This window comes from Bacillus sp. FDAARGOS_235, assembly GCF_002073415.2.
GTDB lineage: Bacteria > Bacillota > Bacilli > Bacillales > Bacillaceae_G > Bacillus_A > Bacillus_A toyonensis.
The window spans coordinates 4,750,824-4,776,169 of record NZ_CP020437.2 but is presented as its reverse complement, the minus strand read 5'-3'; the positions used below and the strand labels follow the sequence as shown (position 1 = coordinate 4,776,169).

Annotated in this window: 28 protein-coding genes; 9 read left to right on the top strand and 19 right to left on the bottom strand. The window is 35.8% G+C overall.

Going from position 1 to position 25,346, the window contains the following annotated elements; translation table 11 throughout:
- Window positions 1–10: 10 nt before the first annotated feature.
- Both nrdG and A6J74_RS27050 read right to left on the bottom strand, forming a co-directional pair.
- Window positions 11–463 carry an anaerobic ribonucleoside-triphosphate reductase activating protein gene (nrdG, locus tag A6J74_RS27055; protein WP_000867069.1) on the bottom strand — a complete coding sequence of 151 codons (453 nt, stop codon included), beginning with the start codon at window positions 461–463 and terminating at the stop codon, window positions 11–13.
- Complete coding sequence (locus A6J74_RS27050; RefSeq protein WP_000941742.1) at window positions 460–2,316, bottom strand: anaerobic ribonucleoside triphosphate reductase; 1,857 nt, start codon at window positions 2,314–2,316, stop codon at window positions 460–462. The genes nrdG and A6J74_RS27050 overlap by 4 nt, the downstream gene beginning before the upstream one ends.
- Window positions 2,317–2,541: 225 nt before the next feature.
- Between A6J74_RS27050 and plsY the strand changes: the two genes are divergently transcribed.
- Both plsY and A6J74_RS27040 read left to right on the top strand, forming a co-directional pair.
- Entirely contained in the window at window positions 2,542–3,138 is a 597-nt protein-coding gene (gene plsY, locus A6J74_RS27045) for a glycerol-3-phosphate 1-O-acyltransferase PlsY (protein ID WP_000258971.1), read from the top strand.
- A 108-nt stretch (window positions 3,139–3,246) separates the two neighbouring features.
- Window positions 3,247–3,537 (top strand): HesB/YadR/YfhF family protein, encoded by a 291-nt coding sequence (locus tag A6J74_RS27040; RefSeq protein WP_001054451.1) that lies wholly within the window; start codon window positions 3,247–3,249, stop codon window positions 3,535–3,537.
- A 28-nt stretch (window positions 3,538–3,565) separates the two neighbouring features.
- Here the strand turns inward: A6J74_RS27040 and A6J74_RS27035 are convergent, their stop codons facing one another.
- A complete protein-coding gene (locus A6J74_RS27035; RefSeq protein WP_000495823.1) occupies window positions 3,566–3,985 on the bottom strand; it encodes an acyl-CoA thioesterase in 420 nt (139 codons plus the stop codon).
- Window positions 3,986–4,094: 109 nt separating this feature from the next.
- Here A6J74_RS27035 and A6J74_RS27030 point away from each other — a divergent pair, with 109 nt between their 5' ends.
- Complete coding sequence (locus A6J74_RS27030) at window positions 4,095–5,387, top strand: glycoside hydrolase family 18 protein (protein WP_000614830.1); 1,293 nt, start codon at window positions 4,095–4,097, stop codon at window positions 5,385–5,387.
- Between the two features lie 83 nt (window positions 5,388–5,470).
- On the opposite strand, the gene sspN is transcribed toward A6J74_RS27030, so the two are convergent.
- The 4 genes from sspN to A6J74_RS27010 all read right to left on the bottom strand — a co-directional run bounded on the left by sspN (window position 5,471) and on the right by A6J74_RS27010 (window position 7,579).
- Window positions 5,471–5,605: an acid-soluble spore protein SspN gene (gene sspN / locus A6J74_RS27025; RefSeq protein WP_000527987.1), complete on the bottom strand. Its 135-nt coding sequence runs from the start codon at window positions 5,603–5,605 to the stop codon at window positions 5,471–5,473.
- Between the two features lie 43 nt (window positions 5,606–5,648).
- Entirely contained in the window at window positions 5,649–5,792 is a 144-nt protein-coding gene (locus A6J74_RS27020; RefSeq protein ID WP_001254699.1) for an FbpB family small basic protein, read from the bottom strand.
- A 148-nt stretch (window positions 5,793–5,940) separates the two neighbouring features.
- Window positions 5,941–6,888, bottom strand: coding sequence for a 3'-5' exonuclease (locus A6J74_RS27015; RefSeq protein WP_000528769.1), 948 nt, complete (start codon window positions 6,886–6,888; stop codon window positions 5,941–5,943).
- Between the two features lie 115 nt (window positions 6,889–7,003).
- On the bottom strand, window positions 7,004–7,579 hold the full coding sequence (locus A6J74_RS27010) for a redoxin domain-containing protein (protein ID WP_000269081.1): 576 nt from the start codon (window positions 7,577–7,579) through the stop codon (window positions 7,004–7,006).
- A 250-nt stretch (window positions 7,580–7,829) separates the two neighbouring features.
- Between A6J74_RS27010 and A6J74_RS27005 the strand changes: the two genes are divergently transcribed.
- Complete coding sequence (locus A6J74_RS27005; protein WP_001083872.1) at window positions 7,830–8,087, top strand: hypothetical protein; 258 nt, start codon at window positions 7,830–7,832, stop codon at window positions 8,085–8,087.
- Between the two features lie 23 nt (window positions 8,088–8,110).
- On the opposite strand, the gene A6J74_RS27000 is transcribed toward A6J74_RS27005, so the two are convergent.
- Both A6J74_RS27000 and acnA read right to left on the bottom strand, forming a co-directional pair.
- Complete coding sequence (locus A6J74_RS27000; protein WP_000666371.1) at window positions 8,111–9,760, bottom strand: ABC transporter ATP-binding protein; 1,650 nt, start codon at window positions 9,758–9,760, stop codon at window positions 8,111–8,113.
- Between the two features lie 117 nt (window positions 9,761–9,877).
- Window positions 9,878–12,601, bottom strand: coding sequence for an aconitate hydratase AcnA (gene acnA, locus A6J74_RS26995; RefSeq protein WP_000238588.1), 2,724 nt, complete (start codon window positions 12,599–12,601; stop codon window positions 9,878–9,880).
- Between the two features lie 290 nt (window positions 12,602–12,891).
- On the opposite strand from acnA, the gene sspO reads away from it, so the two are divergent.
- Complete coding sequence (gene sspO / locus A6J74_RS26990) at window positions 12,892–13,041, top strand: small acid-soluble spore protein SspO (RefSeq protein ID WP_000043209.1); 150 nt, start codon at window positions 12,892–12,894, stop codon at window positions 13,039–13,041.
- 39 nt (window positions 13,042–13,080) lie between these two features.
- Here sspO and pdaB read toward each other — a convergent pair whose 3' ends face one another.
- A complete protein-coding gene (gene pdaB / locus A6J74_RS26985) occupies window positions 13,081–13,806 on the bottom strand; it encodes a polysaccharide deacetylase family sporulation protein PdaB (RefSeq protein WP_002039311.1) in 726 nt (241 codons plus the stop codon).
- A gap of 46 nt (window positions 13,807–13,852) precedes the next feature.
- Complete coding sequence (locus A6J74_RS26980) at window positions 13,853–14,116, bottom strand: hypothetical protein (protein ID WP_001146300.1); 264 nt, start codon at window positions 14,114–14,116, stop codon at window positions 13,853–13,855.
- Window positions 14,117–14,237: 121 nt separating this feature from the next.
- On the opposite strand from A6J74_RS26980, the gene A6J74_RS26975 reads away from it, so the two are divergent.
- The gene (locus A6J74_RS26975) at window positions 14,238–14,360 is read left to right on the top strand and encodes a small acid-soluble spore protein P (protein WP_000517651.1); all 123 of its coding nucleotides are present in this window, start codon (window positions 14,238–14,240) and stop codon (window positions 14,358–14,360) included.
- A 125-nt stretch (window positions 14,361–14,485) separates the two neighbouring features.
- A complete protein-coding gene (locus A6J74_RS26970; RefSeq protein WP_000516750.1) occupies window positions 14,486–14,866 on the top strand; it encodes an Hsp20/alpha crystallin family protein in 381 nt (126 codons plus the stop codon).
- 50 nt (window positions 14,867–14,916) lie between these two features.
- Here the strand turns inward: A6J74_RS26970 and A6J74_RS26965 are convergent, their stop codons facing one another.
- The gene (locus A6J74_RS26965) at window positions 14,917–16,155 is read right to left on the bottom strand and encodes an MDR family MFS transporter (protein ID WP_000676818.1); all 1,239 of its coding nucleotides are present in this window, start codon (window positions 16,153–16,155) and stop codon (window positions 14,917–14,919) included.
- A gap of 67 nt (window positions 16,156–16,222) precedes the next feature.
- Window positions 16,223–16,630 carry a hypothetical protein gene (locus tag A6J74_RS26960; protein ID WP_000965132.1) on the bottom strand — a complete coding sequence of 136 codons (408 nt, stop codon included), beginning with the start codon at window positions 16,628–16,630 and terminating at the stop codon, window positions 16,223–16,225.
- A 136-nt stretch (window positions 16,631–16,766) separates the two neighbouring features.
- Between A6J74_RS26960 and A6J74_RS26955 the strand changes: the two genes are divergently transcribed.
- The gene (locus A6J74_RS26955; RefSeq protein WP_000435882.1) at window positions 16,767–17,969 is read left to right on the top strand and encodes a serine-tRNA(Ala) deacylase AlaX; all 1,203 of its coding nucleotides are present in this window, start codon (window positions 16,767–16,769) and stop codon (window positions 17,967–17,969) included.
- A gap of 199 nt (window positions 17,970–18,168) precedes the next feature.
- Here A6J74_RS26955 and A6J74_RS26950 read toward each other — a convergent pair whose 3' ends face one another.
- Window positions 18,169–18,612, bottom strand: coding sequence for an NUDIX hydrolase (locus A6J74_RS26950; protein WP_000432590.1), 444 nt, complete (start codon window positions 18,610–18,612; stop codon window positions 18,169–18,171).
- A 104-nt stretch (window positions 18,613–18,716) separates the two neighbouring features.
- On the opposite strand from A6J74_RS26950, the gene A6J74_RS26945 reads away from it, so the two are divergent.
- Window positions 18,717–19,298, top strand: a complete 582-nt coding sequence (locus A6J74_RS26945) for a DUF6434 domain-containing protein (RefSeq protein ID WP_001247737.1) — start codon at window positions 18,717–18,719, stop codon at window positions 19,296–19,298.
- Window positions 19,299–19,306: 8 nt separating this feature from the next.
- On the opposite strand, the gene A6J74_RS26940 is transcribed toward A6J74_RS26945, so the two are convergent.
- The 5 genes from A6J74_RS26940 to A6J74_RS26920 form a co-directional block, all read right to left on the bottom strand.
- Window positions 19,307–20,398: an acetyl-CoA C-acyltransferase gene (locus A6J74_RS26940; protein WP_001077971.1), complete on the bottom strand. Its 1,092-nt coding sequence runs from the start codon at window positions 20,396–20,398 to the stop codon at window positions 19,307–19,309.
- Window positions 20,391–21,854, bottom strand: coding sequence for an acyl-CoA synthetase (locus tag A6J74_RS26935; protein WP_000511382.1), 1,464 nt, complete (start codon window positions 21,852–21,854; stop codon window positions 20,391–20,393). Before A6J74_RS26935 ends, A6J74_RS26940 begins: the two co-directional genes overlap by 8 nt.
- Window positions 21,855–21,919: 65 nt before the next feature.
- Entirely contained in the window at window positions 21,920–22,495 is a 576-nt protein-coding gene (locus A6J74_RS26930; protein ID WP_001093347.1) for a biotin transporter BioY, read from the bottom strand.
- A 123-nt stretch (window positions 22,496–22,618) separates the two neighbouring features.
- The gene (locus A6J74_RS26925; RefSeq protein ID WP_000980192.1) at window positions 22,619–24,232 is read right to left on the bottom strand and encodes a long-chain fatty acid--CoA ligase; all 1,614 of its coding nucleotides are present in this window, start codon (window positions 24,230–24,232) and stop codon (window positions 22,619–22,621) included.
- 143 nt (window positions 24,233–24,375) lie between these two features.
- The gene (locus A6J74_RS26920; RefSeq protein WP_000505596.1) at window positions 24,376–25,164 is read right to left on the bottom strand and encodes a helix-turn-helix domain-containing protein; all 789 of its coding nucleotides are present in this window, start codon (window positions 25,162–25,164) and stop codon (window positions 24,376–24,378) included.
- Between the last annotated feature and the right edge of the window lie 182 nt (window positions 25,165–25,346).

Below are 25,346 nucleotides of genomic sequence, written 5' to 3'. Positions count from 1 at the left end.
TCCCGCCTTTTTACTCTTTCAATCGAATAATACGTTGATTGGAGCTTCCGCGAAATGGAAGTGTTAAATCTCTTTTCTCGATTTCAAATCTTCCATCGACTAAAACATCCCCATAGTGTAACAACTCTATCATATCATTATTTTGAGAACTCTGTATCTCTTCTAACGTATAACCTGTATACATCCATAGATTTTTTTTCAAATCTTTCACGGCTTTTGCTACTTTTTTCACTTCAACAGCTTGAAAAAACGGATCTCCACCTGAAAATGTTACATCAGTTAATGGATTACTTGCAATCTCTTTCACAACTTCTTCTACCGTCATTTCAGTTCCATTGCAAATATTCCAAGATTTCGGGTTATGACACCCGAAACAACGATGCGGACAGCCCGCAAAAAACACGACTGTCCGCAACCCTTCTCCATCTACTACACTATCATGAATGATATTCATCACTTTCATTTATGCTTCACCCGATCCATCTCTTCGCTACGTTTCGCACTATTCCACTTCGACATATCTCCCACAAGATAGCCAGTTATACGGCGAATTCTTTCTATATTGGTCTCGTCTTCATTTCCGCAGCTTGGACATTCATTTCCAATAACTCCGTGATAGCTGCAGCATGTACAACGATCAACAGGATGATTAATTGAACCGTACCCAACGCCATGCTCTGCCATCGCTTGTACAATTTGTTTTAACGCCTTTTGATTATGCATCGCTGCTCCGTCTAGCTCAATATACGTAATATGTCCCCCGTTACATAGAGCATGGAAAGGTCCTTCTAAACGAATTTTATTTATCGCTTGAATACTATAGTAAACTGGGATATGGAATGAATTCGTATAATAATTATGGTTCGTTATACCGCTAATCACCCCAAATTCTTCTCTATCTTTTTTCACAAACTTCCCTGATAACCCTTCTGCAGGAGTTGCAATTACTGAGAAATTCAGTTCATGTTCTTCCGTTGCTTTATCCATTCTATCTCTCATAAAGGAAATGATTTCATACCCGAGTTTCCATGATTCTTCATCTTCTCCATGATGCTTTCCTGTTAAAGCTACTAAGCACTCCGCAAGACCGATAAAACCAAGACTTAACGTCCCTTGCTTTAAAATGGATGCTACAGAATCTTCAGGCTGTAACTTCTCTCCACCGCGCCATACACCTTGTGAATATAAAAATCGAAAATCTCTTGCTCGCTTCGTACATTGATACTCAAATCTCTCTAATAATTGCTTAATCCCTAAATCTAAGTAATAATTTAACGCTTCAAAAAATGCTTCTTTTGAACCACTAATTAACGCTAATTTCACTAAGTTGATAGACGTAAATGATAAATTTCCTCTCCCAATCGCTGTTTCTTCTCCATGTATGTTAGACATGACACGGGTACGACATCCCATATAACATACTTCACTTTCCGGTCGTCCGTCATAATGCACTGCATTAAATGGCGCATCTAAAAATGAAAAGTTAGGGAATAATCGTTCAGCCGTTGTCTCTAACGCTAATTCAAATAAATCATGGTTCGGATCACATTCTTCAAAGTTCACACCTTTTTTCATTTTAAAAATTTGAATCGGAAAAATTGGTGTTTCTCCTTTACCAAGACCAGCTTGTGTCGCTTTTAAAAGTTGTCTAACTAATAACCGTCCCTCTTTTGATGTGTCTGTTCCATAATTAATAGAAATAAACGGTACTTGTCCCCCGCCCCTACTGTGCATACTATTTGAATTATGAACGAAAGCTTCACACGCCTGATACGTATCATTTTCTGTTTCTTTCCATGCAAATTCTTCTATTTGTTCTTTCGTAAGCGAATATGACTGTAATCGTTTCTTATGTCTCGCTACTGTTTTTCTCACATATGGAGCTAAATCAATATCAAAGAGTGCAAACGATTGACCACCGTGCTGCATATTTTGATTCGCCTGAAAAATAATAGACGAAAGAGCCAATGCACTTTTAATATCCTGCGGTTGTCTCATATGCCCATGTCCGGTATGAAAACCGTTCGCAAGCATTTGCGCTAACGGAATTTGCGAACAAGTCGTCGTTCCTGTCGCATAAAAATCTAAATCATGTGGATATAATATATTTTCATTTATCGCTTTTTTCACTTGGTCTGACAATAAATTTTCAACTGCATAATATTTTGCACTCTCAGATGCGAACGTTCCCATTACTCCCATCGGAGAGCGCCCATCTACATTTGCATTCTCTTGCATTAAATCTTGTTCATTGCCGTGGACAATTGTCCCAAACACTTTCATTAATTCTTCTCCACGTGTATTTCGTTGTAACATTTATAACCCTCCATCAATATGTTGTTATCTTTTGATTAAAATGTTACAACATATAGTCTTGTTGTTTCTGTGAGAAATGTAACATTCCTGTGAATTTTTTTTCACGAAATAATGAATTTTTCATTTACAAAAAAGAAATGTGCTCTTTACAAATGTATGGTACAATAAACGGGAAAAACTCTTTTTACCCTTTATCAACACATTTGAATAAAGGAGACTGAACTTATGGTTACTACATATCTTTTATTTATCGTTGCCTACTTACTTGGCTCGATTCCATTTGCATTAGTCGTTGGAAAAATCGGCTATGGAATCGACATTCGTGAGCACGGAAGCGGTAATTTAGGCGGAACAAATACATTCCGCACATTAGGGAAAAAAGCAGGTTTTACCGTTACAATTGCTGACATTTTAAAAGGGACATTAGCAACAGGTCTACCGATAATTTTCGGATTAGATATTCACCCACTATGGTTCGGATTAGCAGCTGTTCTTGGACATGTATATCCGATTTTTGCAAAATTCCGTGGTGGTAAAGCAGTTGCAACTTCTGCCGGGGTGCTATTATGCTACTCACCAGTTGTTTTTGCAATATTAGCTGTTGTATTTTTCACCCTTTTATTTACAACAAGATACGTATCACTTTCTTCTATGGTAACAGCTGTCGTTGCTGTTATTGCATCCATTGTTAGCGGGGATAAAATCTTCATTATTGCGATGTGTTTATTAGCAGGTATGGTTATTTATAAACACCGTGCAAATATCGGACGAATTATAAATAAAACTGAACCGAAAGCAAACTTCTCAAAAAAGCAAAAATAAGGTTGTAACCCACATAACGCAAAAAGAAAACGTGAAGCATATTAATAGCGTCTTTTTGCGTTATTTTTTATACTAAAGAAAAGGCAACATAATTTGGAGGAACTATACATGAATCTTTCCGTAACAAAAGAAGCAGCACAATGGTATAAAAACGAATTAAATTTACAATCAGGTGAAACACTACGCCTTTTCGTACAATACGGCGGTTGCAGTACTGTGCAAAAAGGACTTTCTTTAGGTATTCGTAAAGATGACCCTGCACATCCTGCTGTTCAAACTCAAGAAGAAGGTATTAACTTCTTTATTGAAGGCGATGATGAGTGGTTCTTCGATGGACATAATTTATCTGTTACACTTAACGACGGTGATGATTTCCCTCAATTTAATTATGAGAAATAAAAAAAGCGTGGCTTCTGCCACGCTTTTTTTATTTCTTTTTAATTTCCTCATATTTCGCATACCACTCAGGATATAATTTTTTAAATGATACAGGGCGGAACCCTTCTTTTTTCGCACAAATATTCGTTGTACTTGCAGTAATGCAAAGCTCACCATCACCGTTATATATTTCATAACCATATACAACACGAAGCGGGCTCACAGTATCAATCCACGTTTTCACAATTGCTTTTTCTCCGTAACGCATCGCTTTACGATATGAAATTTGCAAGTCTAATACAGGAGAAATAATTCCCTCTTTCTCCATTTCAACATATGAAAATCCTAATTCTTGTATAAGTTTCGTGCGCCCAAGTTCCAGCCACACTAAATAGTTTGAATGGTAAACAACACCCATCTGGTCTGTTTCCGCATAGCGGATTTCAACTTCATATTCTGCTACAAACATTTCTATTCGCCTTCTTTCACTTCTGCTACCTTGCATACATTTAATCATAATACAGTGGAATCAAAAATAAAATAAAAACAGTGAATCTTTTACCGAAAGGGGCAAACACATGATCCAAATTGTAACTGTTCGTAGCGGTGATAGTGTTTATGGTTTAGCATCAAAGTACGGATCTACACCTGAAGAAATTGTAAAAGACAATGGACTAAATCCTGCTGAAACACTCGTTGTTGGTCAGGCACTTATCGTTAATACAAAAGGAAATAATTATTATGTACAGCCTGGTGACAGCTTATATCGAATTTCTCAAACGTATAACGTTCCTCTCGCTAGCTTAGCTAAAGTTAATAATCTTTCATTAAAATCTATTCTCCATGTCGGACAACAATTATATATACCAAAAGGTACAAAACGAGCAGTAGAATCCATCGCTTATTTACAGCCTTCAACAATACCGATAAAAGAAAGTTTAGTAAATGCTACACGTGCTATTAATCCATTTTTAACATATTTAGCCTACTTCAGCTTTGAAGCAAAAAGAGACGGCACTTTAAAAGAACCAACGGAAACAGCGAAAATCGCTAATATTGCAACGCAAGGTAAAACCATCCCTATGCTCGTTATTACAAATATTGAAAATGGAAATTTCAGTGCCGATCTGACATCGGTTATTTTACGCGATGCAACAATCCAAAACAAGTTTATTACTAACATTTTGCAAACAGCTGAAAAATATGGCATGCGAGACATTCATTTCGATTTCGAGAGTGTGGCACCCGAAGACCGCGAGGCATACAATCGCTTTTTACGAAATGTGAAAACACGCTTACCTAGCGGGTACACATTAAGTACAACGCTTGTACCGAAAACAAGTTCCAATCAAAAAGGGAAATTTTTTGAGGCTCACGATTATAAAGCACAAGGACAAATTGTTGATTTCGTCGTCATTATGACATACGACTGGGGTTGGCAAGGCGGGCCACCGATGGCGATTTCTCCTATTGGTCCTGTGAAAGAAGTACTTCAATATGCGAAATCTCAAATGCCACCACAAAAAATTATGATGGGGCAAAATTTATATGGTTTCGATTGGAAACTTCCGTTCAAACAAGGAAATCCACCTGCAAAAGCAATCAGCTCTGTTGCAGCTGTTGCACTAGCTCGTAAATATAATGTTCCTATCCGCTATGATTTCACGGCTCAAGCTCCTCATTTCAATTACTTTGACGAAAACGGCGTACAACACGAAGTTTGGTTTGAAGATTCACGGTCCGTACAAAGTAAATTTAATTTAATGAAAGAACAGGGCATCGGTGGTATTAGTTATTGGAAGATTGGTTTACCATTCCCGCAAAATTGGCGTTTACTCGTTGAAAACTTTACGATTACAAAAAAGGGCTGACTTTTGTCAGCCCTTTTTTCATATTACTGTTACAAAACGTCTTTCATTCCCTCATAAAAAAGAAGAATGATAACATTCTCCTTTTAACCGTTATCAACAATCGGTTGTTTACCAGTTTGGTCTTGCATTTGTTTTCCTTTATTGCCACCAGCTTTTTTCGATTGCGTTCCAATATGATTCGGTGCAAAATCTTTTGAATTCTTTTTCGGATTACCCATTACTATCGCCTCCTTAACACTAGTATCGTACTAGTGTTAAGAATTATTCAGCTTGCTTAAAAAGTTTCATTTCATAACGTTTCTCAATACGCTCTTCAATGCGATCAATTGCATCACGATCGCTTAATAATTGTTGTTTATTTTCATTTACAAGTTCTTCAAACGATTTGCGGCGACTTCTTCTCATGCTGTTCACCCTCTCTCTTTCTCATTCTTACTACATAGTATGAGCAAACAAAAAACTCTTTAATCAGATTTGCAAGAAAATTTCATGTTTTAGTACTCCTAAAAAAAAAAAAAAAACGCTATGTACAATAATTTGTACATAGCGTTTTTTATACCATAACATTTAAATACTCTTTGAGCTTCTCATCTGCATTCGTTTCATTTTCTCTATACGTATCAAGTGCTTGTAATACAAAATCATACTGTTCTAAAATATAACTTTCTAATTTCAAGACATCCGCTAAGCTATTAAGCATAACTCTTGTATTACCAACTTCACTTTTTAGAGCTGGTTCACATATTAAGCTCGTACATATTTCTTTCACATCATCTTCTACTATTTCTGTTAATACGTATTTCTTTCGTCCTTTTACTTTTAATCTCATAACTGGATAAAAAGCTTTTATATCTAAATAACTTCCTACGTTCATACAACGCAGCCATTCTACATTGCGTTTATTGCGGACAAGTATTTCTTTCACCGCTTCGTATACCGCAGTTTCATCAAGCACAGCCTTATTTACTTTTCGTTTCCCTTTTTCTTCAATAGATGTACATTTTTGATAAACAGCTGCACACGTAATACAGTCGTCAAATGCATTATGAGAACTTAGACGAATTCCAAGCATTCGCTTTAACGTCTCAAGTTTATGATTAGGTGCGTGCTTCATATATTTTTTTGCTAAAAACACAGTGTCAATCACCTTATTTTTAGGTTCAGGAAACCCAAGCATATTTACATTACTTTTCAAAAAGCGCATGTCAAAAGAAGCATTATGAGCCACAATAACATTTGTATGTAAAAATGCTAAAAATAAAGGTAAAACTTCTTCAATCGTGGGTGCATCTGAAACACGATAATTTGTAATACCTGTTAAACTCGTAATTCGGCTCGGAATCGGACGCTCTGGATTCACGTATGAAACAAATTGATCTACCAGTTCATGATTACGATATTTCACAGCTGCAACTTGAATAATTTTATCATTATAAGGGTTAAATCCTGTTGTTTCAAAATCAATTACAACATAATCTAACGGTAAGGATACATTCCCCACTCCATACACTCCTTTATCTCTAAACGTTTATATTTCTTACATCATATCATGAAGTTATTACTACTTGAAAAAGAAAAGGCAGAAATGGGAACTCTCCACCTCTACCTTTTCACCGTTATTTTAATTTAGCAATTCGTTTTTCCATCTCTTTTTGCGTCATCGGTCCAATGAACTTATCCTGAATGACGCCTTTCGTATCTATAAAATACGAAGTTGGGATCGTAATTACTTTATAAGCTGTTGTCACATCAATGTTCTTGTCCAATAAAATAGGAAAAGTAATCCCTTTTTCCTTAGCAAAATTGCTTACTTTTTCTTCTCCCCCACCTTTTTCTGAAGGCGTATAATTTATTGCTAAAATTTCTACGTTTTCTTTATGTTCTTTATAGAAAGCCTCCATATCAGGCATTTCTTGCTGACAAGGCCCACACCACGTTGCCCAAAAATTTAAAATAACTTTCTTTCCTTTTAAATCCGATAGCTTTACATTCGTTCCATCTAACTTAGTTAATTCAAAGTTTGGTGCACTCTTTCCTACTTCAATACCATTACTTGCAATCATCTCTTTCATAGCAGCTTCACTTTTTTCTTGCTTCCCTTGTACCGCCTGATCTTTATTACCGAACTGTTCATAAGCTGCATATCCCGCTAAACAAAGTAACACTACAATAATCGTAAGCTTCCGCCACATTTTATATCACCCTAACGTGTTTATGTACTTTTAACAAATTCATCAAAATACTATATACCTTATTTTAGCTTATACGGACGAGCTTGGAAATATTCACAGTCAAAATAATTAGAATATTCTCATTTAAAGTGAGGTTTTTTCCTTTTTATCATATAATTAGAAAAACAGATGAGGTATTTTATCTTCTTATTGACCCACTTACCTATTTACTCTCGTAGTTATATAACCTTCAACAAAAGGGGGATTGTTTATGAATTCATTCGAAAAAATAACATTATATATTCTTAGTTTTCTTTTATACCCAATCGGCATTATTACATGGATCATTTCACTCTTTAGTAAAGATCTTAAAAAAAAGAAAGTAGGGCGTATTTGTCTCTACATCTCTCTAGTCTCATTCGTCCTTTTCGTAATCCTTGGAATTACAACTTTCCTTATGACTGCTACTTTTAACATTGATCTAAATCACTCCGAATCTATCGAGTATCAAATAAATGACGCTGAATAAAGATAAGGGCATTGCTCTTATCTTTATTCATATCTTTGTAAAAACGAATGACTATTTATTAATTTTTCAGGACTTCCACCTGCAACAATACGTCCTTCCTTCATTATGACAACACGATCTGCTAATATCGCTTTCTCGACATCATGTGTTACCACAATTCTCGTGACCTCTCTTCCTAATCCTTCTATCATATTCCAAACAGTTTCTTGGTTGCTCGGATCTAATCCCGCAGTTGGTTCATCTAAAATAATAAGATTCGGATTTGAAACAATGGCACGTAATAATGCAAGACGTTTTCTTTCCCCTCCAGAAAATTCTACACCGCTTTTATGTAGTTCAGTTTCAATCCCTTCTGATAAATCTCTAATAATCGGTTTCACATTTACAAGTTCAATATTTTTTTCTAATTGATTTTCTAAATACTCTTCTCCGAAATGCACATTCTCTTTTACTGTCGTCCGAAAGAAACGAGGTTCTTGCCACACTGTAGTCATACGAGCCTCATTACCATAATAAACAATGCTACCGTTAGATGGTTTATACAAACCTGTCATTAATTTTAAAAGCGTCGTCTTTCCTGCGCCACTTTCTCCCACAATAATAACAAGTTCACCAGGGTGAATTTGCAAATCAATATTATGAATTCTGCATTTCTCTCCATCACTTTCCTGAAATGAAACATTTGTTATCGTCATCCCCATCGCTCTTTCTACCTTACTATCTGCCCCTCGTTTATCTAAAAAAGAAAAAACTCTATTTGCCGAAGCAGCTGCAACTTGTGTCATCATTAATAAATCGCCAACGTAACGAACTGGAAAAAAGAGCATTTCAATTGTAGCTAACACGGCAACAAGTGCGCCAACTTCCATTTCCCCCTTCATTATTTTCTGCGCGCCTATAATGAGAACAACGATATATGCCCCTGTTTCAATCACTGTTCCAACTACTCCAATACAGTGTTGCATCATCGTCTTCTTTACTTCTGTTTTATAGGATTGTGCTGTTACTCCTTTAAATAAGCGAATGGCCCACTTTTCTTTTTGCAAACTACGTAAATCTTGTACGCCTTTTACAAACTGCGACACCATCTCTACAACACTTGATTGATTGTTTTGAGCGATGCTTGCGATATTCCTGACCTTTTTCCCCATCAACATCGGAACCATTGCACTAAAAAATAAAAACGGAGTTACCCACAATATAAACTTCATATCTATATGTTGTAGTGCTATGAACGCACCTATAAATTGCGCAATAGCGTGTATATATTCTATTAATATAGAACCATATAATCTGACCCAATTCGGAATATCAGACACAACTAGCGTCTCTAACTCTCCTTGCTTAATCTTCTCACTCTCTTCAAATGGTAATAAGAAAAAATGACGCAATACATATATACGCTTCTTTCGCAATATTCGTTGACTCGCTTTTGAGCTTACATAATCAAATGAAAGATTGTTCACCCACATCAACAAGCGGCTCCCCGCAAACAATGCAATATATACATACGCAGCTTTTAACTCCCGCTGAATCAGGTTATCTACAATTAGCCCCATGAATAGTGGACGGAATAAGTTTAAAATAGCAGCAAAGCATCCACTACATACAGCTGCTATTACTAATAATTTTTCTTTCTGTAACGGTAACAATATTCTTTTATATTCTTTCATGACGTTTCCTCCATTTTTTATAGTAAAAAGAAAGGGATGAAACCAAATGGTTTCATCCCTTTCCATAAAATAAGGAAGCTAACAGTTGTTAGCTTCCTTCTCGTTCATTTCAATTATTTAGTTCGACACTTTAGATTCTTCAATTTTCTCACGAAGAACCATTTGTAAGATACCACCGTGACGGTAGTAGTCAATTTCAACTTCACTATCGAAACGAGCTACTACTTCAAATTGTTTTTCGTTGCCATCTGCATCAGTTGCAACTACTTTTACAAGATCGCGTGGTCTAACTGTTTTGTCAATTTGAATTTCAAATGACTCGTTACCAACAAGACCTAACGTTTCAGCGCTTTCGCCATCTTTAAATTGAAGTGGTAACACACCCATTAACACTAAGTTACTACGGTGAATACGCTCGAAGCTTTCTGCGATTACTGCTTTAATACCTAATAAGTTTGTACCTTTCGCAGCCCAGTCACGAGAACTTCCCATACCGTAATCTTTACCAGCAACAACTAGAAGGCCTGTGCCATCTTCTTTATATTTCATAGCAGCATCATAGATAGATGTTACTTCACCAGTTGGCCAATATGTTGTATATCCGCCTTCTGTTCCTGGTGCGATTTGGTTTTTAATACGGATGTTCGCGAATGTACCACGCATCATAACTTCATGGTTACCACGACGAGAACCGTAAGAGTTAAAGTCAACTGGTTGTACGCCATTTTCTAATAAGTAGCGTCCAGCTGGTGTGTGCTTACCAATTGAACCTGCTGGTGAAATATGGTCTGTCGTTACAGAATCTCCAAATTTACCAACAATGCGTAAACCTGATAATGTTTCAACTTCACCTGGTTCTTTAGATAATCCTTCAAAGAATGGTGGGTTTTGAATGTATGTTGAATCATTATCCCAGGTATATAAAGCTTCATTTGAAGTTTGGATTTCATTCCAACGCTCATTGCTATTAAATACTTGTGCATATTCTTTCTTGAACAGTTCAGATGTAACAACACTTTGAACTACATCTTCAATTTCTTTAGCTGATGGCCAAATATCATTGAAGTATACAGCATTGCCATTTGCATCTTTACCAATTTCATCATTTTTCAGGTCAATATCAACAGTACCTGCAAGTGCATATGCCACAACAAGTGGTGGTGATGCTAAATAGTTTGCTTTTACAAGCGGGTGAATACGACCTTCAAAGTTACGGTTACCAGATAAAACAGATGTTACTAATAAATCGTTTGCTGCAATTGCTTCTTCTAATTCCTCTGCTAGTGGACCAGAGTTACCGATACAAGTCGTACAGCCGTAACCAACTGTTTGGAAACCTAATTGATCTAAATATGTTGTTAAACCTGATTTATCTAAGTACTCAGTAACAACTTTAGATCCTGGTGCTAATGATGTTTTTACGTACTCAGGTACTACAAGCCCTTTTTCAATTGCTTTCTTCGCAACTAGACCTGCCCCAATTAATACGTATGGGTTTGATGTATTTGTACAGCTTGTAATTGCAGCGATTGCAATTGCACCTGTTTTCATCGTTACTTCTTTATCTTCTAATGTAACCTTCACTTCTTTATCGAACTCTTGCGCATTAAATCCAAGTCCTTGTGTTCCAACTGGTGCTACAACAGCTTTGTGGAACGCATCTTTCATATCTGAAAGTGGAATTAAATCTTGTGGGCGTTTCGGTCCAGAAAGGTTAGATTCAATTGTATTTAAATCAATTTCAACAAGATCAGTGTAAATTGGATCTTTGCTGCCCGCTGTATAGAATAAGCCGTTCGCTTTACAATATTCTTCAACAACGCGAATTTGTTCTTCATCTCTACCTGTTAAACGTAAGTATTCTAATGAAATATCGTCAATTGGGAAGAATCCACAAGTTGCACCGTATTCTGGTGCCATGTTTGAAATTGTTGCACGGTCAGCTAAAGGCATGCTCTTTAGTCCATCACCGAAGAACTCAACGAATTTACCAACTACACCTTTTTGACGTAATACTTGTGTTACTTTTAATGCAACATCAGTTGCTGTAGTACCACTTGGAAGTGTGCCAGTTAATTTCACACCGATTACTTCAGGTACTGGGAAGTATGAAGGCTGTCCAAGCATTCCTGCTTCTGCTTCAATACCACCAACGCCCCATCCAAGAACGCCGATACCGTTAATCATCGTTGTATGTGAGTCTGTTCCAACCAATGAATCTGGGTATGCAACTAAATCGCCTTCAGCATTTTTCACCGCGTGAACAACTGGTGCTAAATATTCAAGGTTTACTTGGTGTACGATACCTGTTGCTGGTGGAACTGCACGATAGTTATCAAATGATTTTTGTGCCCAGCTTAAAAATTTATAACGTTCTTCATTACGTTTAAACTCTAAGTCCATGTTGAATGCAAGCGCATCTGCCGTACCCGCTCTATCAACCTGTACAGAGTGATCAATTACAAGGTCTACAGTAATTTCTGGATTAATTTTATCAGGATCTCCGCCCATGTCTGCCATTGCTTTACGAAGCGAAGCCAAATCTACAACAGCTGGAACACCTGTGAAGTCTTGTAAAATTACACGAGATGGTTTAAATGGAACATCGATATCTTGAACATCTTTCGTTCCCCATTTCGCTAAATTTGTAACATGTTCTTCTGTAATTACGCGTCCGTCTACTTGACGAAGTACAGATTCAAGTAAAACTTTCACGGAATATGGTAATTGAGATACGTTGCCAACCCCTGCGTTTTCAAGCGCTTTCAATTGATAATAATGATACGTTTTTCCATCTACTTCGAAAGTTGCGCGTGATTGAAATGGATTATGTTTGACCATTATGTTTCCCCCCTGTTAAACGTGACTAAGTTGTCTGAATATAAAATGTAGACAAACTTTTCAATACCTTACGATAATATCTTATTACAACTTTCTAAATAAGTAAATAATAAGAAACTTATGGATTATCATAAGTTTTCTTTATATTTCTAAATTTGAATAGTGTTCATGCTCCTTATGAATACTATTACCATAAAGTAAAGTACTCTTTCAGCGCTTTACTTTACGTTCATATATGTTATGAACAACTCATGTTTTATCTATAAAAAAACATTATAGAGGTGAGAAAAATGAGTAAACAAAAAGCAAATCATACTATTTCAGGAATGAATGTTGCATCCGCACAAGGACCAGGTACTGGTTATAACGAAGAGTTTTCAAATGAGGCTTTAACTCCAGCAGAGCGACAAAATAATAAGAAACGTAAAAAGAATCAGTAACAAAAAAACCAAAAGGTATGTCTGCCTTTTGGTTTTTTTCTAATGCTTATAACGTAATAACTCCGAAACCGTTACAAATCGATATCCTTGCTTTTTAAGCTCAGGTAAAATTTTCGATAACGCTGCCACTGTTTGACTACGATCACTTCCTCCATCGTGCAACAGTACAATATCTCCACTTTTAGCATGTTTCACAACATGATTTACAATGGACTCAGTACCTGGATTCGCCCAATCACGAGGGTCTTGATGCCACGACCATAGAACAGTTTGATAACCAGCTTCTTTAGCTGTTTTAAATACAGCATCGTTAATATATCCGCCTGGAGGACGGAACAACAAAGGTTCTTTCACCCATTTTTTAAAGTATTTCTTTCCATCTAAAATATCATTTTCTAATTTTTCATCAGATGAATTACTCGCATACAAATGATTCATCGTATGATTTCCAATTTCATGCCCCTCTTTTAACACTTGCTTTACTAAATATGGATTACGCTGCACACGGAATCCAATCATAAAAAAAGTCGCTTCTGCTTTATATTGACGTAATAAATTTAATATTTGTGGTGTATAAGTTGGATCAGGTCCATCGTCAAATGTAATTGCGATAATTTTTTCACTATTAGGTACTTCCCACGTTACATAGCCAGTTGGTTCTAGCTCTTTTCTAAGCAACATTTTCGCTTCCACTTTTTCCACTTGAAATATATGTACTGCACATAGTAAAGAAAAAACTAATAGAAAAACCTTTTGTTTTAACATAGCGTTCGTTAAAGTAATAAGGTTGTCGAATACGCAACAACCTCTTTTACTTTTCTAGTTGATCTACATTTCGCATAATATTTTGAAGATTATTTTCGTATTGCTCAAGTTGTGGACGTTGTGTTTCCGAAGCTACTTCTAGTGCATTTTGAATTTGTTCATACGCTTCCTGAACCTCTTGACGTAACTCTTTTAAATCATGACCGTAGTTCGGATCATTTTTCACGATATTGTTAAATGAATTTTCTGCTTGTGTAACCCCTTGCTGCGCTGCTTGAAAAGCTTGTTGCTTATCTTTATGATATGGCATTATACAATCCCCTTTCCATAATAGTTAGTCCCATTTATCTTTACCCTTTTTTCTAAAAACATTCTCGTATAAATTTACAAACTTCTCTCATTCTAAATAGAAAGAGGAGGTGTCACATACAATGGGAAAAAACAATCGTGAATCGAAAGAAAAAAAAGGACAACCTGAACCATTAAGCGGATCTCATAAAGTAAAAAATCGTAACCATTCACGCCAAAAAAACCATGCGCATCATGATATGTAATAAGAAAATATTCACATACTGTGTATATTCGACATAAAATGTTTATATTTTGCCATTTATTCTTCACCTCTATTTCATTCATGCATAACATGATATGAATTGATATTTTACGGAGGGTGTCTTACATGGGCAAGAAAAAGAAGGATTGTCTTTTTCATGTTGATGGTTTCGAAGAATGGATGGATCAATTTTGTTCTGATACTTGTAGCAACTTTAGTTTTCCAAATGAAATTCATATCGATCTTTGTGAAACAGAGGAAGAATACATTTTGGAAACAGATGTACCAAATGTGACTGAACAAAATGTACGCATTAAAAAGATGGAGACAGGCCTAAATATATGCATACTTCATAAAAATACTTCTTTACAGCGAACAATCTCTTTACCTACTACTATCATTTATAAGAAGATGCTAGCCTGCTTAGAGAATGGATTTTTAGCCATTCATATTTCCAAAAATGAAGTTGCCAATAAGCATGAAAAGAAGGTTCTTTTTTCAAATTGAGAGTTAACGTAAATACAAAAATAAGCCCCAGCAAGTTGCTGGGGCTTATTTTATTTCACTTGTATTTCTATATTATAATTTCTATCGTACCTTTTTTTCAATAAACCTTTTGTAACTAAAAGTACAGGAAATGCTACAGTTGAAAATAGGGCTAGCGCTAAAAATACTACAAACCCATTTTGATACCCGTAATAATCGAGTAGTACTCCCCCAAACCAAGGACCAATTACTCCTCCAATTCCTGAAAAGCCCATCGCTCCGAAGTATGTTCCTTTCAGGTTGGAATCAGCGATCTCATCAATAAATACATCTGTCATTGAAAACATTAAAACTTCTCCAAATGTGAAAATAATGGTACAAATAGCTGCTCCTAACATAGATTCTACTAGTCCAAATCCAAATAATCCCCCACTCACAAATAACGTTCCAACCATAATTGATGCTAACGGTGTATACTTTTTACACATTTGAATGACAGGGTATTGAATAACCACTACTACAATTGCATTTAAAGCTAGCATATATGAGAACAACTTTACCCCATCCTGAAATATATGTGCATTAGCAAAATATTGAGATACTGTCGTCGTTAAATGTGAAAAACCACTATTACTCAAAATAATACCGACTAACGCAACTAAAAATACTACATCCTTTCGCAATATACGAATTGCATTTAGCATTGTAACAGGATTTTCTGTATTCATTTTCTTTTTATTAAGTGGATATTTCTTAAATTGCAGTGCTAATATAGCTGTATATAGAATGTAAACTCCAGCGGCTACTAAAAAAGGAATTGTTGATTTTGCACTTCCGAGCTGTAATCCAACAATTGGTCCAATCGCAACCCCAACATTTATTGCACCATATCGTAAGTTATAGACGAGTAACCGATACTCTGGCTTTGTTAAATCTGATAATAACGCTCTTGATGTCGGTTCAAAAAAAGAACGACATAATCCATTCAAAGCGTTTAATAAAAAGAAACTCAAAACATGATCTGCAACTGAAAATCCGATAAATACAAACACCCAAACAATCATGGACCATATTATAATCATCTTCCGACCAAATCGATCCGATAAATTGCCCCCAATAAAACTAGCAAACACTCCAACAAGCGCACTCGTTCCAATAATAGCACCCGTCATTCCAGCTGAAACGTCTTTAACAGTTGTTAAATAAATTGCTAAAAAAGGAATACTCATTGAAGTTGCAAACCTCGCAAATAATGTCCCTATTATAATTGTCATGCCAAGTGGATGAATATTTTGTAACTTCCCCTTCATCTTTAAACCTACTCTCCCTTTTCTTACATAAAAAAAGAAAGCAAAGGATCTGCTTTCTTTTTCCTTTTTATACTTGAGATGTTTGCACCCGAGCCGCTCTCGATATGTCCATATCAATGCCATATGTAAACTGTAATTCTTTACAAATATCTTTAATTAAAATTGCTACGTTATACTTTTCATTAAATTGTAAAACAATACTTTCTACTTCTTCATATGTATACTTATATTCGCCAGTAATTACACTTTTTAAATCAAAGCATTCATTCATACAAAGCTGCACAAGTAATTGATCATACTTCTCTATCACATCTTCTTTTTTCCACAGTAACTCTTTTACATATAACCGATCAAATTTCACGCTTTCTCGATTACACTCCGTTAAAATCCGGGTCATTTCATTTAATTCTCGGTATAATTCAGAAATATTTCTGTTTAAACTAAGCAGTTTATCTACGCCGTTTTCATATAGCATTTCATTCCACCCCCGCATTTTCTTTTTCTTATTATAGCAAGAAAATTCTAAAAATAGTTTCTTTCTTCTGAAATATTAGGAAACTTATTTCAATTGTTTTACAATGAAACTAGTGAATACGAAAGGGGAAAGAAAATTGGAGCAAAAATTATATTACATCGACGCTTATACGAAAGACTTTACTACGAAAATTATAAAGCAAGATTATGATAAAGAAGATAACTTATATGTTGTTTTAAATGAAACGGCATTTTACCCAACAGGCGGTGGACAACCATATGATACTGGCACACTAAATGGTACCTTAGTCACTAATGTTGAAGAAGTAAATGGAGAAATCCGCCACTTCATTGCAGAACAATTAGAAACAGCAGAAGTAGAAGGTAAAATTAATTGGGAGCGCCGTTTTGATCATATGCAGCAACATGCAGCTCAGCACATTTTATCTGCTGCTTTTTGGGATCATTTTAACATACCCACTATCGGATTCCATCTTGGAAAAGAAACGGTGACAATTGATTTAGAAACAGAAAATCTTCCTGCAGAAACGATTGAAAAAGCAGTGCAAATTGCCAACAATATTGTTTTTGAAAACCACCCAATCCGTATTCAGTGGATGAACTTAGAGGAAGCGAAAACGTTACCTCTTCGTAAAGAACCGACTTTAACCGAAAATATACGCGTTGTTATTATCGAAAACTTTGATTATAACGGCTGTGGTGGAACTCATCCGAGACGTACAGGTGAAGTAGGTCTTATTCAAGTACTTAATTGGGAGCGCAATAAAGGTGGTATTCGATTAACGTTTATCGCTGGCTGGCGCACACTGAAATTAATGGGACAACAGCAACAAATTATGAAAGATGTTTCTAAACAATTAAATAGTAGCGAAACTGATATTCCAGCAAAAGTAGCACAACTTCTTATCTCTCAAAAAGAAAACGAAAAAGCGATACAGACAATAAATGAAAAATTATTATTTGCAGAGGCAAATGAACTATTACAACAGCCTGCAGAAATACATGCTGGATTCCTTATTTCTAAAGTATTTACAAATCGTTCTATGCAAGAAGTTGCCAAACTATCTGCTATCATTATAGAACAACAAGAGCATGCAATTACATATTTCGTCATTGAAAATGATGACAAACTACAATGCATCCTCGCTTGTGGAAAAACAGTAACGCTCGATATGAATGCTCTTTTAAAAGATGCACTTCCTGCAATTGAAGGAAAAGGTGGCGGAAATAAAAAGAGCGCTCGCGGTGGTGGGAAAGCGATTATGAGCGGTGATGAGTTTTTACATCAGCTTATTTCTTCTTTACAATCTGCAGTGTAAAACATTTCTTAAGGAGATGTCTTCTAGCGAAATTTCAAACTAGGGACATCTCCTTATTTTTTGCTTCATACATAGTAATACGATAAATGAAATTTCAGGAACGACATTTTGACTTTATCAATCATAACTTACCATATATCGACGATTCGACAAGAAATATCGATTTACCGAAAAAAGCAATATTCAAAGTAGTTTATATTTACAAGCCAATATTTTGTTTTAAACCTTGGTAACTTCCTGCATTCAGAAATTTTTCAGATGCAAGTTTAGTAAATTTCTCAGAAAAACCATAACTACTTAATTCTTCTATTCGCACCATTTGTACATCCTGAATTGGATTATGATCAAACTCGTTAGAAGGTAAAGTGATTTCACCTTCCATCCTTTCAAGCAGAAATGTAATATGTAATAAAGACGGGAGAGCATCTGGTTTATCACAAACATACAATAAATTCTTAACCTTAACATCTAATCCCGTTTCTTCTTTCATTTCTCGAATCATCGCTTCTTCTAACGTTTCACCATTCTCTACCCTTCCCCCAGGTAAAGACCAATCTCGATTAGCAACTTTTTGCTTTACTAGCAATACCTTTTCGCTTTCAATTAAAATTCCAGTAACACGAACTTGCATTACATTTTCCATATGTAATCTCCTCTTCCTATTACATTTACAAATTAATCCTTCCACAAAAAGAACGTACGTTTTATAATTAAAGAAAATTATGGAAGAAAGAAGTTGTTACATTCATGCGTCCACCTTTAACAAAGTCTATATCTCTTGAAGATTTCCAAAACTATTATTGGTTGAAAGCTGAACTACAAATATTTTGTCGTGAGTATGATTTACCAGCTAGTGGCTCTAAGATCGAAATAAGCGGTCGTATCTCACATTATTTAACTACAGGTAAAGTATTAAAAAACAGTTCTCATCAAAAGGTGAGTAAAGCTTCCCTATCCAATAAAGATCTTTCCCTGCAAACGATTATCACTGAAAATCATCGATGTAGCGAAGATGTACGTGCTTTTTTTAAAGAAAAAATTGGAGAAAACTTCCGCTTTACAGTAGCTCTTCAAAAGTTTTTTAAAGAAAATATCGGAAGAACATATGAAGACGCTATAACGTTTTGGTATGAGGAAAACGAACGTAAAAAAGACCCTGCGTATAAAACAACTATTGGTACACAGTTTGAATACAATCGTTTTATTCGCGATTTTTTTGAAGATCCAAATAACAAAGGAAAATCAAAAGCTGACGTTATCGTTGCTTGGAACGAAATAAAAGTAAAACCTGGTAGCAATGCTTATATTCCTCAAAAAGTAGAAAACTAGTTATCTTGCTAGTCTTCTACTTTCTCAAATAATAGAGCAAGTCCTATTCCGCCCCCAATTCCTAATGTCGCCATTCCATATTTCATAGAATCTCTTTTTGTCTGATAAAACAAACGTGTCACAAGCATAGCGCCAGATGCACCGTACGGATGCCCGAGCGCAATTGCACCACCATTCACATTGAGCTTCTCATATGGAATTTGTAATTCCTTTGCACAAGCAACAATTTTCGAAGCGAACGCTTCATTCATCTCAATACAATCAATATCTTCTATTGCTAAATTCATTTCTCTAAGTAGTTTTTGCACGGCAAATATCGGACCAGTTCCCGGGAGGTTTGGATCCACTCCAACTACAGCACTGCGAACGAAACGAAGAACTGGCTTATATCCTAATTTTCGAGCTTGCCCCTCTTCCATTACAAGTACAGCACACGCCCCATCATTTACACCACACGAATTCCCTGCCGTCACCGTTCCATTTTGTAAAAATGCAGGTTTTGTTCTCTTAATCATTCTTTCATACTGCATTTCTCGCTTTATTACTTCATCTAGTAATCCATTAAGTGACAATACTTCATCTTGTATATATCCATTTTCTAATGCTTGTAGCGTCCGCTTATAACTTAAGCAAGCGTACTCATCTTGCATTTCTCTCGTTATGTTATAACGCTCTGCAACAAATTCAGCCGCTACTCCCATATCAGGATCACCTATTGTTTCAGGTGAAAATCGCGCTCTATTTTGAAAAGGTGACGTACTTGTACTCTCTACTCCCCCGGCGATATAGCACTTACCTGCCCCACCTTGAATGAGATGACACGCGGTACGAATCGCTTCTAAACCAGCACCACATTGCCGATCAATCGTTACACCAGGAATATGATAACTAAGTCCTGCTTCTAAAACAGATAATCTTGCAATATTACCCCCTGGTCCAACAACATTCCCTAATATAACATCGTCTATTTCCCTCTCAATTCCTTTACCTAGAAATGAAAGAAGTGGTGCTACTAATTGCTGAACTTCATAGTCTTTCAATATCCCATTCTTCTTACCAATGGGCGTTCTTTTCGCCTCTACAATAACTGCTCTATTCATGTATCTTCTCCTGATTTCTAACTATACTTTCGGCTGCAATGCGGGCTACTTTCCCGCTATTTGTATAAGGTATTTCATCTACAAAATACCATTCTTTCGGTATTTTAAAAGAGGATAATCTCTGTAAGCAAAAGCTCTTTAATTGTTGCTTCGTAGCACTTCCTTTTACGATAGCGACAGGCTTTTCACCCCAATAACTATCTTTTACACCAACAACAACAATTTCTTCAACAGCTTGATGCGTATATAACACACTTTCTATCTCTTCTGGATAAATATTAATTCCACCAAATAGAATCATATTTTTCTCTCTACCAACTATATATATAAACCCTTCCTCATCTTGATAGCCTACATCATGTACTGTCATCCAGCCCTCTTCAGTTAGCTCTGGAACTAAAACACCATCTAATATGTATCCCATAAAAAACTGATCACTTTTCACATAAACTGTTCCTATCTCACCTAGCTGTACTTCTTCTCCTGCTTCATTACATATTCGAACTTGCACATTATGACAGGGTTTCCCTACTGAATTTGGCTTTTTTTCACTCTCATCATCGACTAATGCTGTTACAAAACTTAGTTCCGATGCACCGTAAAATTCGTATTTTTTTGCATAAGGAAATATACTCTTTATTTTTTCTTTCGCTTCAGCTTCCCATTTTGCTCCTGACGAAATAATTTTCATCTTATTTTCTATTATTCTATTTTCTTTATATAAAGACTCCAGCATTGTTGGTACTGTATACATGACCGAAATATTTTCAGTCTCTAACTTATCCAACACTTGATCTGGAATAAACTTTCTCATAACGTGCACCGTTTGTCCTTCATATAATGCACTTATTGCGCCGTATAAGAAAAGAGAGTGAACGAGCGTTCCAGCTATTAAAATAGAATCCTCCTTTCTCATATGAAAGTCATATACATTACAATCAAAACTATGAACCCACGATTGTTGTGCACGCAAAAATGCTTTTGCCTTTCCAGTCGATCCTGATGTAAACCCCATATAAAAAGGGGCATTTTGTACATTTTCTCCGAGATAATCTCTAGGAAGGTAGTTCTCTATTATTTGTTTCCATTCATCAATTGCAAATACTCTTCTTTCTTCATCTAAAATATCATTTAACTTATACCCTTCCGTCACAACCATATCCGAATTACTAATTGCTAGTCTTTCTTTTAGCTCATCCTTTTTCCATTTCACATCTAATGGTACACAAACCCACCCAGCCATAGCAGCACCCGCAAATAGTTGTAAAAACTCCATACGATTTTCTAATACAATTGCTATTGTTTTATTCTTCGATTCTGTTACGCGCAACCAGTTTGCTACTTTACAAACTGATTCAAACCACTCTTTATATGTTAAAGCTCTATCATTTTCCTTTATCGCTATTTTATTCGGTTGTAAAGAGGCATGCTTTTTATATTCTTTTATAATCCCCATTTGAGATGTCCTTTCTTTACAAAATAACAAAAAGAAACACGTAATGAACGTGTTTCTTCTCTTTATCATCCCGCATTTGTATATTTTCCATTCTTTAAAGCGGGCGTAATAATGTGTTTCAATGAACGATGTAATTTTGTCACGAGAATTGCTGCAATAATTGCTTTTATGCAATCCCCTGGTAAAAACACAGCACTCACTTTCATTGTCTCCCATACAGAAACATCCATTAAGAAAGCTTGTACAGTAATGCCAAATACGTAAACTACGAAAATACCACCAATTATATTAATACATAATACTTTTATAATAGAAACTTCACGTAAACGCTCAATTAAATATCCAATTACAAACGCTCCAACGATATAACCAAGTAAATATCCTGCACTTGGTCCAACAAATACACCTGGACCCCCACGTCCACCCGCAAGTAATGGTGCTCCAACTCCAACTATAAGTAAGAAAACGAGCTGACTTAATGCCCCAAGACGTGATCCTAACAGGCCACCTGCAAGCATAACACCAAGTGATTGTAATGTAATCGGAACTGGTGTGATAGAAAGAGCAATTGGAGGTATTAACCCTAACACTCCCATAATAGAACTAAATAAAGCGACGAAAACTAAATTTTTTGTATTCATATTTGCTTCTCCTATTTGTAAACTTAAAATCGTTTTTAGATAACATATTATAGGAGTTATATTATCTTCCTATTTTTCTTTTGTCAACCATAAATTAATATAAGTTTACAAATGACAATTCTGTTATTTCTCTTTATGCAAATGCTCAAGTTCTTTTCGAAGTGCCTGTTTTAAAAACTTTCCAACAGATGTTTTCGGTATTTCTTCCATAAATACAATATCATCTGGTAACCACCACTTCGCAAACTGCGGTTTTAAAAACTCATATATTTCTTCTTTTGTAACCGTACTATTTTTCTTTTGAACAACGCAGGCAACTGGGCGTTCTTGCCACTGCGGATGAGGAATTGCAACGACAGCCGCTTCAAATATAGCATCATGTGCCATTAAAGCATTTTCAAGATCGACTGAAGAAATCCACTCGCCCCCGCTTTTAATAACATCCTTCGTACGATCAACAATTTTCACGCAGCCTTCCTCATCAACTGTAACGACATCGCCAGTATATAACCAACCGTCACGGAATCCTTCGACAGTACGATCATCGTTATAATAGCTTTCAGCGATCCAAGGTGCTCGTAAACATAATTCTCCCATCTCCGTACCATCCCACTTCACTTCACCATTTGTACCGACTACTTTCATCTCTACACCAGGTACAAGATATCCTTGTTTGGAGCGGATTTCTAATTGCTCTTCATATGATAATTCTGTTTCATAACTTTTTAAACGTGCAAGCGTTACGAGTGGACTCGTTTCAGTCATACCATATGCATGTACGAAAGGAACATTATATTTTTGCTCAAATGCTTTAATAACGCTTTTCGGTGCAGCTGCACCACCGCATAATATTCTCGTTATACTAGATAAATCGTAACTATTATTTTCTAACTCTTGTAATACACCGAGCCAAATTGTCGGCACACCTGCTGCTATCGTTACTTTTTCAGCTTGAATCATTTCTAATAAAATTTTTGGCGTAAACATCGGTCCTGGGAGAACTTGTTTTGTTCCAAACCAAGTAGCAGCGAAAGGAAGCCCCCAAGCGTTCACATGGAACATCGGTACAATTGCCATCGCCGCATCACTTTCCGATAAAGCAGCTGTATCCGCTAAACCAAGTGCCATACAATGCAATACAGTACTACGATGCGTATATACAACACCTTTTGGGTTTCCTGTAGTCGCTGACGTATAACACATACCAGCAGGTGTATTTTCATCAATATCTTTTACAAATTGGAAATTTGGATCGCCTTCTTCTAATAACTTTTCATAATGATATACAGGTTCTAGCGTATTATTTGGAAGTTCATCTTTATCAGTCATAATAATGTAGGCTTGTACAGTTGATAATTGTGATTGAATATTTTCAACGAGTGGTACGAGATCTTCATCTATAAGTAGAATGCGATCTTCTGCGTGCTGAATAATGTATGAAATATGTTGAGGAGATAAACGAATATTAATTGTGTGTAAAACGGAAGCAATACCTGGAATAGCAAAATACGCCTCCACATGTCGATGATGATTCCACGCTAACGTTCCTATACGCTCGCCTTCTTTTATTCCTAATTTTTTTAGCGCACTTGAAAGTCTTCTCGTCCTTTCCCCTAACTGCTTATACGTTAACGTTGTAACTGTATCATGTGTCCGTGAAACAATTTCTTTCTTCGAAAACAGTTTCTCTGCTCTTTCCATCATAGAACTAATTGTTAGCGGTACATTCATCATCATATTGTTTACAGCCTCCCTTTAAAGCGTTTTCATTTTCGTATATTATAACAGACTTCTACAAATAATTACGATATTTTTCTGTATTTTCTGAATTATTTCTTTGGAAATAATTCAGAACAATAAAAAACATGTTTTTCTCTTGCTTATAAACTATCTACCTTTTTTCTTACTTTCTTTTTGAGTTTAAAGATAAAACGATTACTATATTCTTTATTTTCTACTAAAATTCGATACGTCTCTAACACGCCTAACACACGAACAAAAAGATAAACTCCAATAGCAATAAGTACAACACAATAAGGGTAATACTGCACGAGCTCTCCTGACGTGATTCGTTTTTTCTCAAATAAAAATGGTATTGCTCCTGCTGCGATAAAACAAAATCCAACGATCACTACTGCTGCATACTTCTTCTTAATAGTCGCATATCTTTTTGTCAATTCTTTTAGAAAGTTTTGATCAAACAGTAATTCTTCCTTTTTTAATACATTGTATCGACTCTCTTCTAGTGTTACAGGTACCATCATTGCTCCAATTCCAAGGACCGCAATGATAATGACAAGAAATGTAGACAGTGTTGCATTTTCTTTAAATAATAAATACGGTATTGTAGATAAAATAAGCAAGCTAAATCCTAATGCGATATATTTAGAAATTTTTTGTCCATACACTACATACCCTTCCGCCATTTCCTTACTTACATAATAACCATTTTCCTTTTCATTACTTTGCTTGGCAGTTTCTTTTAATAAGTAATCAAGAGAGACTTCAAATACATTTCCAATCATTATTAACTTTTCAGTTTCAGGAAAACCTTGACCGTTTTCCCATTTACTAACTGCTTCCCTTGTCGTGTTTAGTTTCTCAGCTAACGCTTCTTGAGAAAGGCCCTTTTCCTTTCTTAATTTAAAAAGCTTTTCACCAAATCCCATATGTGTGTCCCCCTTTATTTTCTTAACTAAATTGTATGTAAACATTGTCTTTATCTCTATCTTCCTGCGGTTGCACTTTGTCAACTTACGGTTGCGATCATGTTATATAGAGGTTTTCTATACGATTTAGCTAGTTTTCTTCTATAATTGTGATATTAAGAAACACAATACCTTTCAATAAC

What these genes read in the sequence shown, in the direction of transcription:
- nrdG (WP_000867069.1), bottom strand. Translation starts at nt 463, where the DNA reads ATGAAAGTGATGAATATCATTCATGATAGTGTAGTAGATGGAGAAGGG.
- A6J74_RS27050 (WP_000941742.1), bottom strand. Translation starts at nt 2,316, where the DNA reads ATGTTACAACGAAATACACGTGGAGAAGAATTAATGAAAGTGTTTGGG.
- plsY (WP_000258971.1), top strand. Translation starts at nt 2,542, where the DNA reads ATGGTTACTACATATCTTTTATTTATCGTTGCCTACTTACTTGGCTCG.
- A6J74_RS27040 (WP_001054451.1), top strand. Translation starts at nt 3,247, where the DNA reads ATGAATCTTTCCGTAACAAAAGAAGCAGCACAATGGTATAAAAACGAA.
- A6J74_RS27035 (WP_000495823.1), bottom strand. Translation starts at nt 3,985, where the DNA reads ATGTTTGTAGCAGAATATGAAGTTGAAATCCGCTATGCGGAAACAGAC.
- A6J74_RS27030 (WP_000614830.1), top strand. Translation starts at nt 4,095, where the DNA reads ATGATCCAAATTGTAACTGTTCGTAGCGGTGATAGTGTTTATGGTTTA.
- sspN (WP_000527987.1), bottom strand. Translation starts at nt 5,605, where the DNA reads ATGGGTAATCCGAAAAAGAATTCAAAAGATTTTGCACCGAATCATATT.
- A6J74_RS27020 (WP_001254699.1), bottom strand. Translation starts at nt 5,792, where the DNA reads ATGAGAAGAAGTCGCCGCAAATCGTTTGAAGAACTTGTAAATGAAAAT.
- A6J74_RS27010 (WP_000269081.1), bottom strand. Translation starts at nt 7,579, where the DNA reads ATGTGGCGGAAGCTTACGATTATTGTAGTGTTACTTTGTTTAGCGGGA.
- A6J74_RS27005 (WP_001083872.1), top strand. Translation starts at nt 7,830, where the DNA reads ATGAATTCATTCGAAAAAATAACATTATATATTCTTAGTTTTCTTTTA.
- A6J74_RS27000 (WP_000666371.1), bottom strand. Translation starts at nt 9,760, where the DNA reads ATGAAAGAATATAAAAGAATATTGTTACCGTTACAGAAAGAAAAATTA.
- acnA (WP_000238588.1), bottom strand. Translation starts at nt 12,601, where the DNA reads ATGGTCAAACATAATCCATTTCAATCACGCGCAACTTTCGAAGTAGAT.
- sspO (WP_000043209.1), top strand. Translation starts at nt 12,892, where the DNA reads ATGAGTAAACAAAAAGCAAATCATACTATTTCAGGAATGAATGTTGCA.
- pdaB (WP_002039311.1), bottom strand. Translation starts at nt 13,806, where the DNA reads ATGTTAAAACAAAAGGTTTTTCTATTAGTTTTTTCTTTACTATGTGCA.
- A6J74_RS26980 (WP_001146300.1), bottom strand. Translation starts at nt 14,116, where the DNA reads ATGCCATATCATAAAGATAAGCAACAAGCTTTTCAAGCAGCGCAGCAA.
- A6J74_RS26975 (WP_000517651.1), top strand. Translation starts at nt 14,238, where the DNA reads ATGGGAAAAAACAATCGTGAATCGAAAGAAAAAAAAGGACAACCTGAA.
- A6J74_RS26970 (WP_000516750.1), top strand. Translation starts at nt 14,486, where the DNA reads ATGGGCAAGAAAAAGAAGGATTGTCTTTTTCATGTTGATGGTTTCGAA.
- A6J74_RS26965 (WP_000676818.1), bottom strand. Translation starts at nt 16,155, where the DNA reads ATGAAGGGGAAGTTACAAAATATTCATCCACTTGGCATGACAATTATA.
- A6J74_RS26960 (WP_000965132.1), bottom strand. Translation starts at nt 16,630, where the DNA reads ATGCTATATGAAAACGGCGTAGATAAACTGCTTAGTTTAAACAGAAAT.
- A6J74_RS26950 (WP_000432590.1), bottom strand. Translation starts at nt 18,612, where the DNA reads ATGGAAAATGTAATGCAAGTTCGTGTTACTGGAATTTTAATTGAAAGC.
- A6J74_RS26945 (WP_001247737.1), top strand. Translation starts at nt 18,717, where the DNA reads ATGCGTCCACCTTTAACAAAGTCTATATCTCTTGAAGATTTCCAAAAC.
- A6J74_RS26940 (WP_001077971.1), bottom strand. Translation starts at nt 20,398, where the DNA reads ATGAATAGAGCAGTTATTGTAGAGGCGAAAAGAACGCCCATTGGTAAG.
- A6J74_RS26935 (WP_000511382.1), bottom strand. Translation starts at nt 21,854, where the DNA reads ATGGGGATTATAAAAGAATATAAAAAGCATGCCTCTTTACAACCGAAT.
- A6J74_RS26930 (WP_001093347.1), bottom strand. Translation starts at nt 22,495, where the DNA reads ATGAATACAAAAAATTTAGTTTTCGTCGCTTTATTTAGTTCTATTATG.
- A6J74_RS26925 (WP_000980192.1), bottom strand. Translation starts at nt 24,232, where the DNA reads ATGATGATGAATGTACCGCTAACAATTAGTTCTATGATGGAAAGAGCA.
- A6J74_RS26920 (WP_000505596.1), bottom strand. Translation starts at nt 25,164, where the DNA reads ATGGGATTTGGTGAAAAGCTTTTTAAATTAAGAAAGGAAAAGGGCCTT.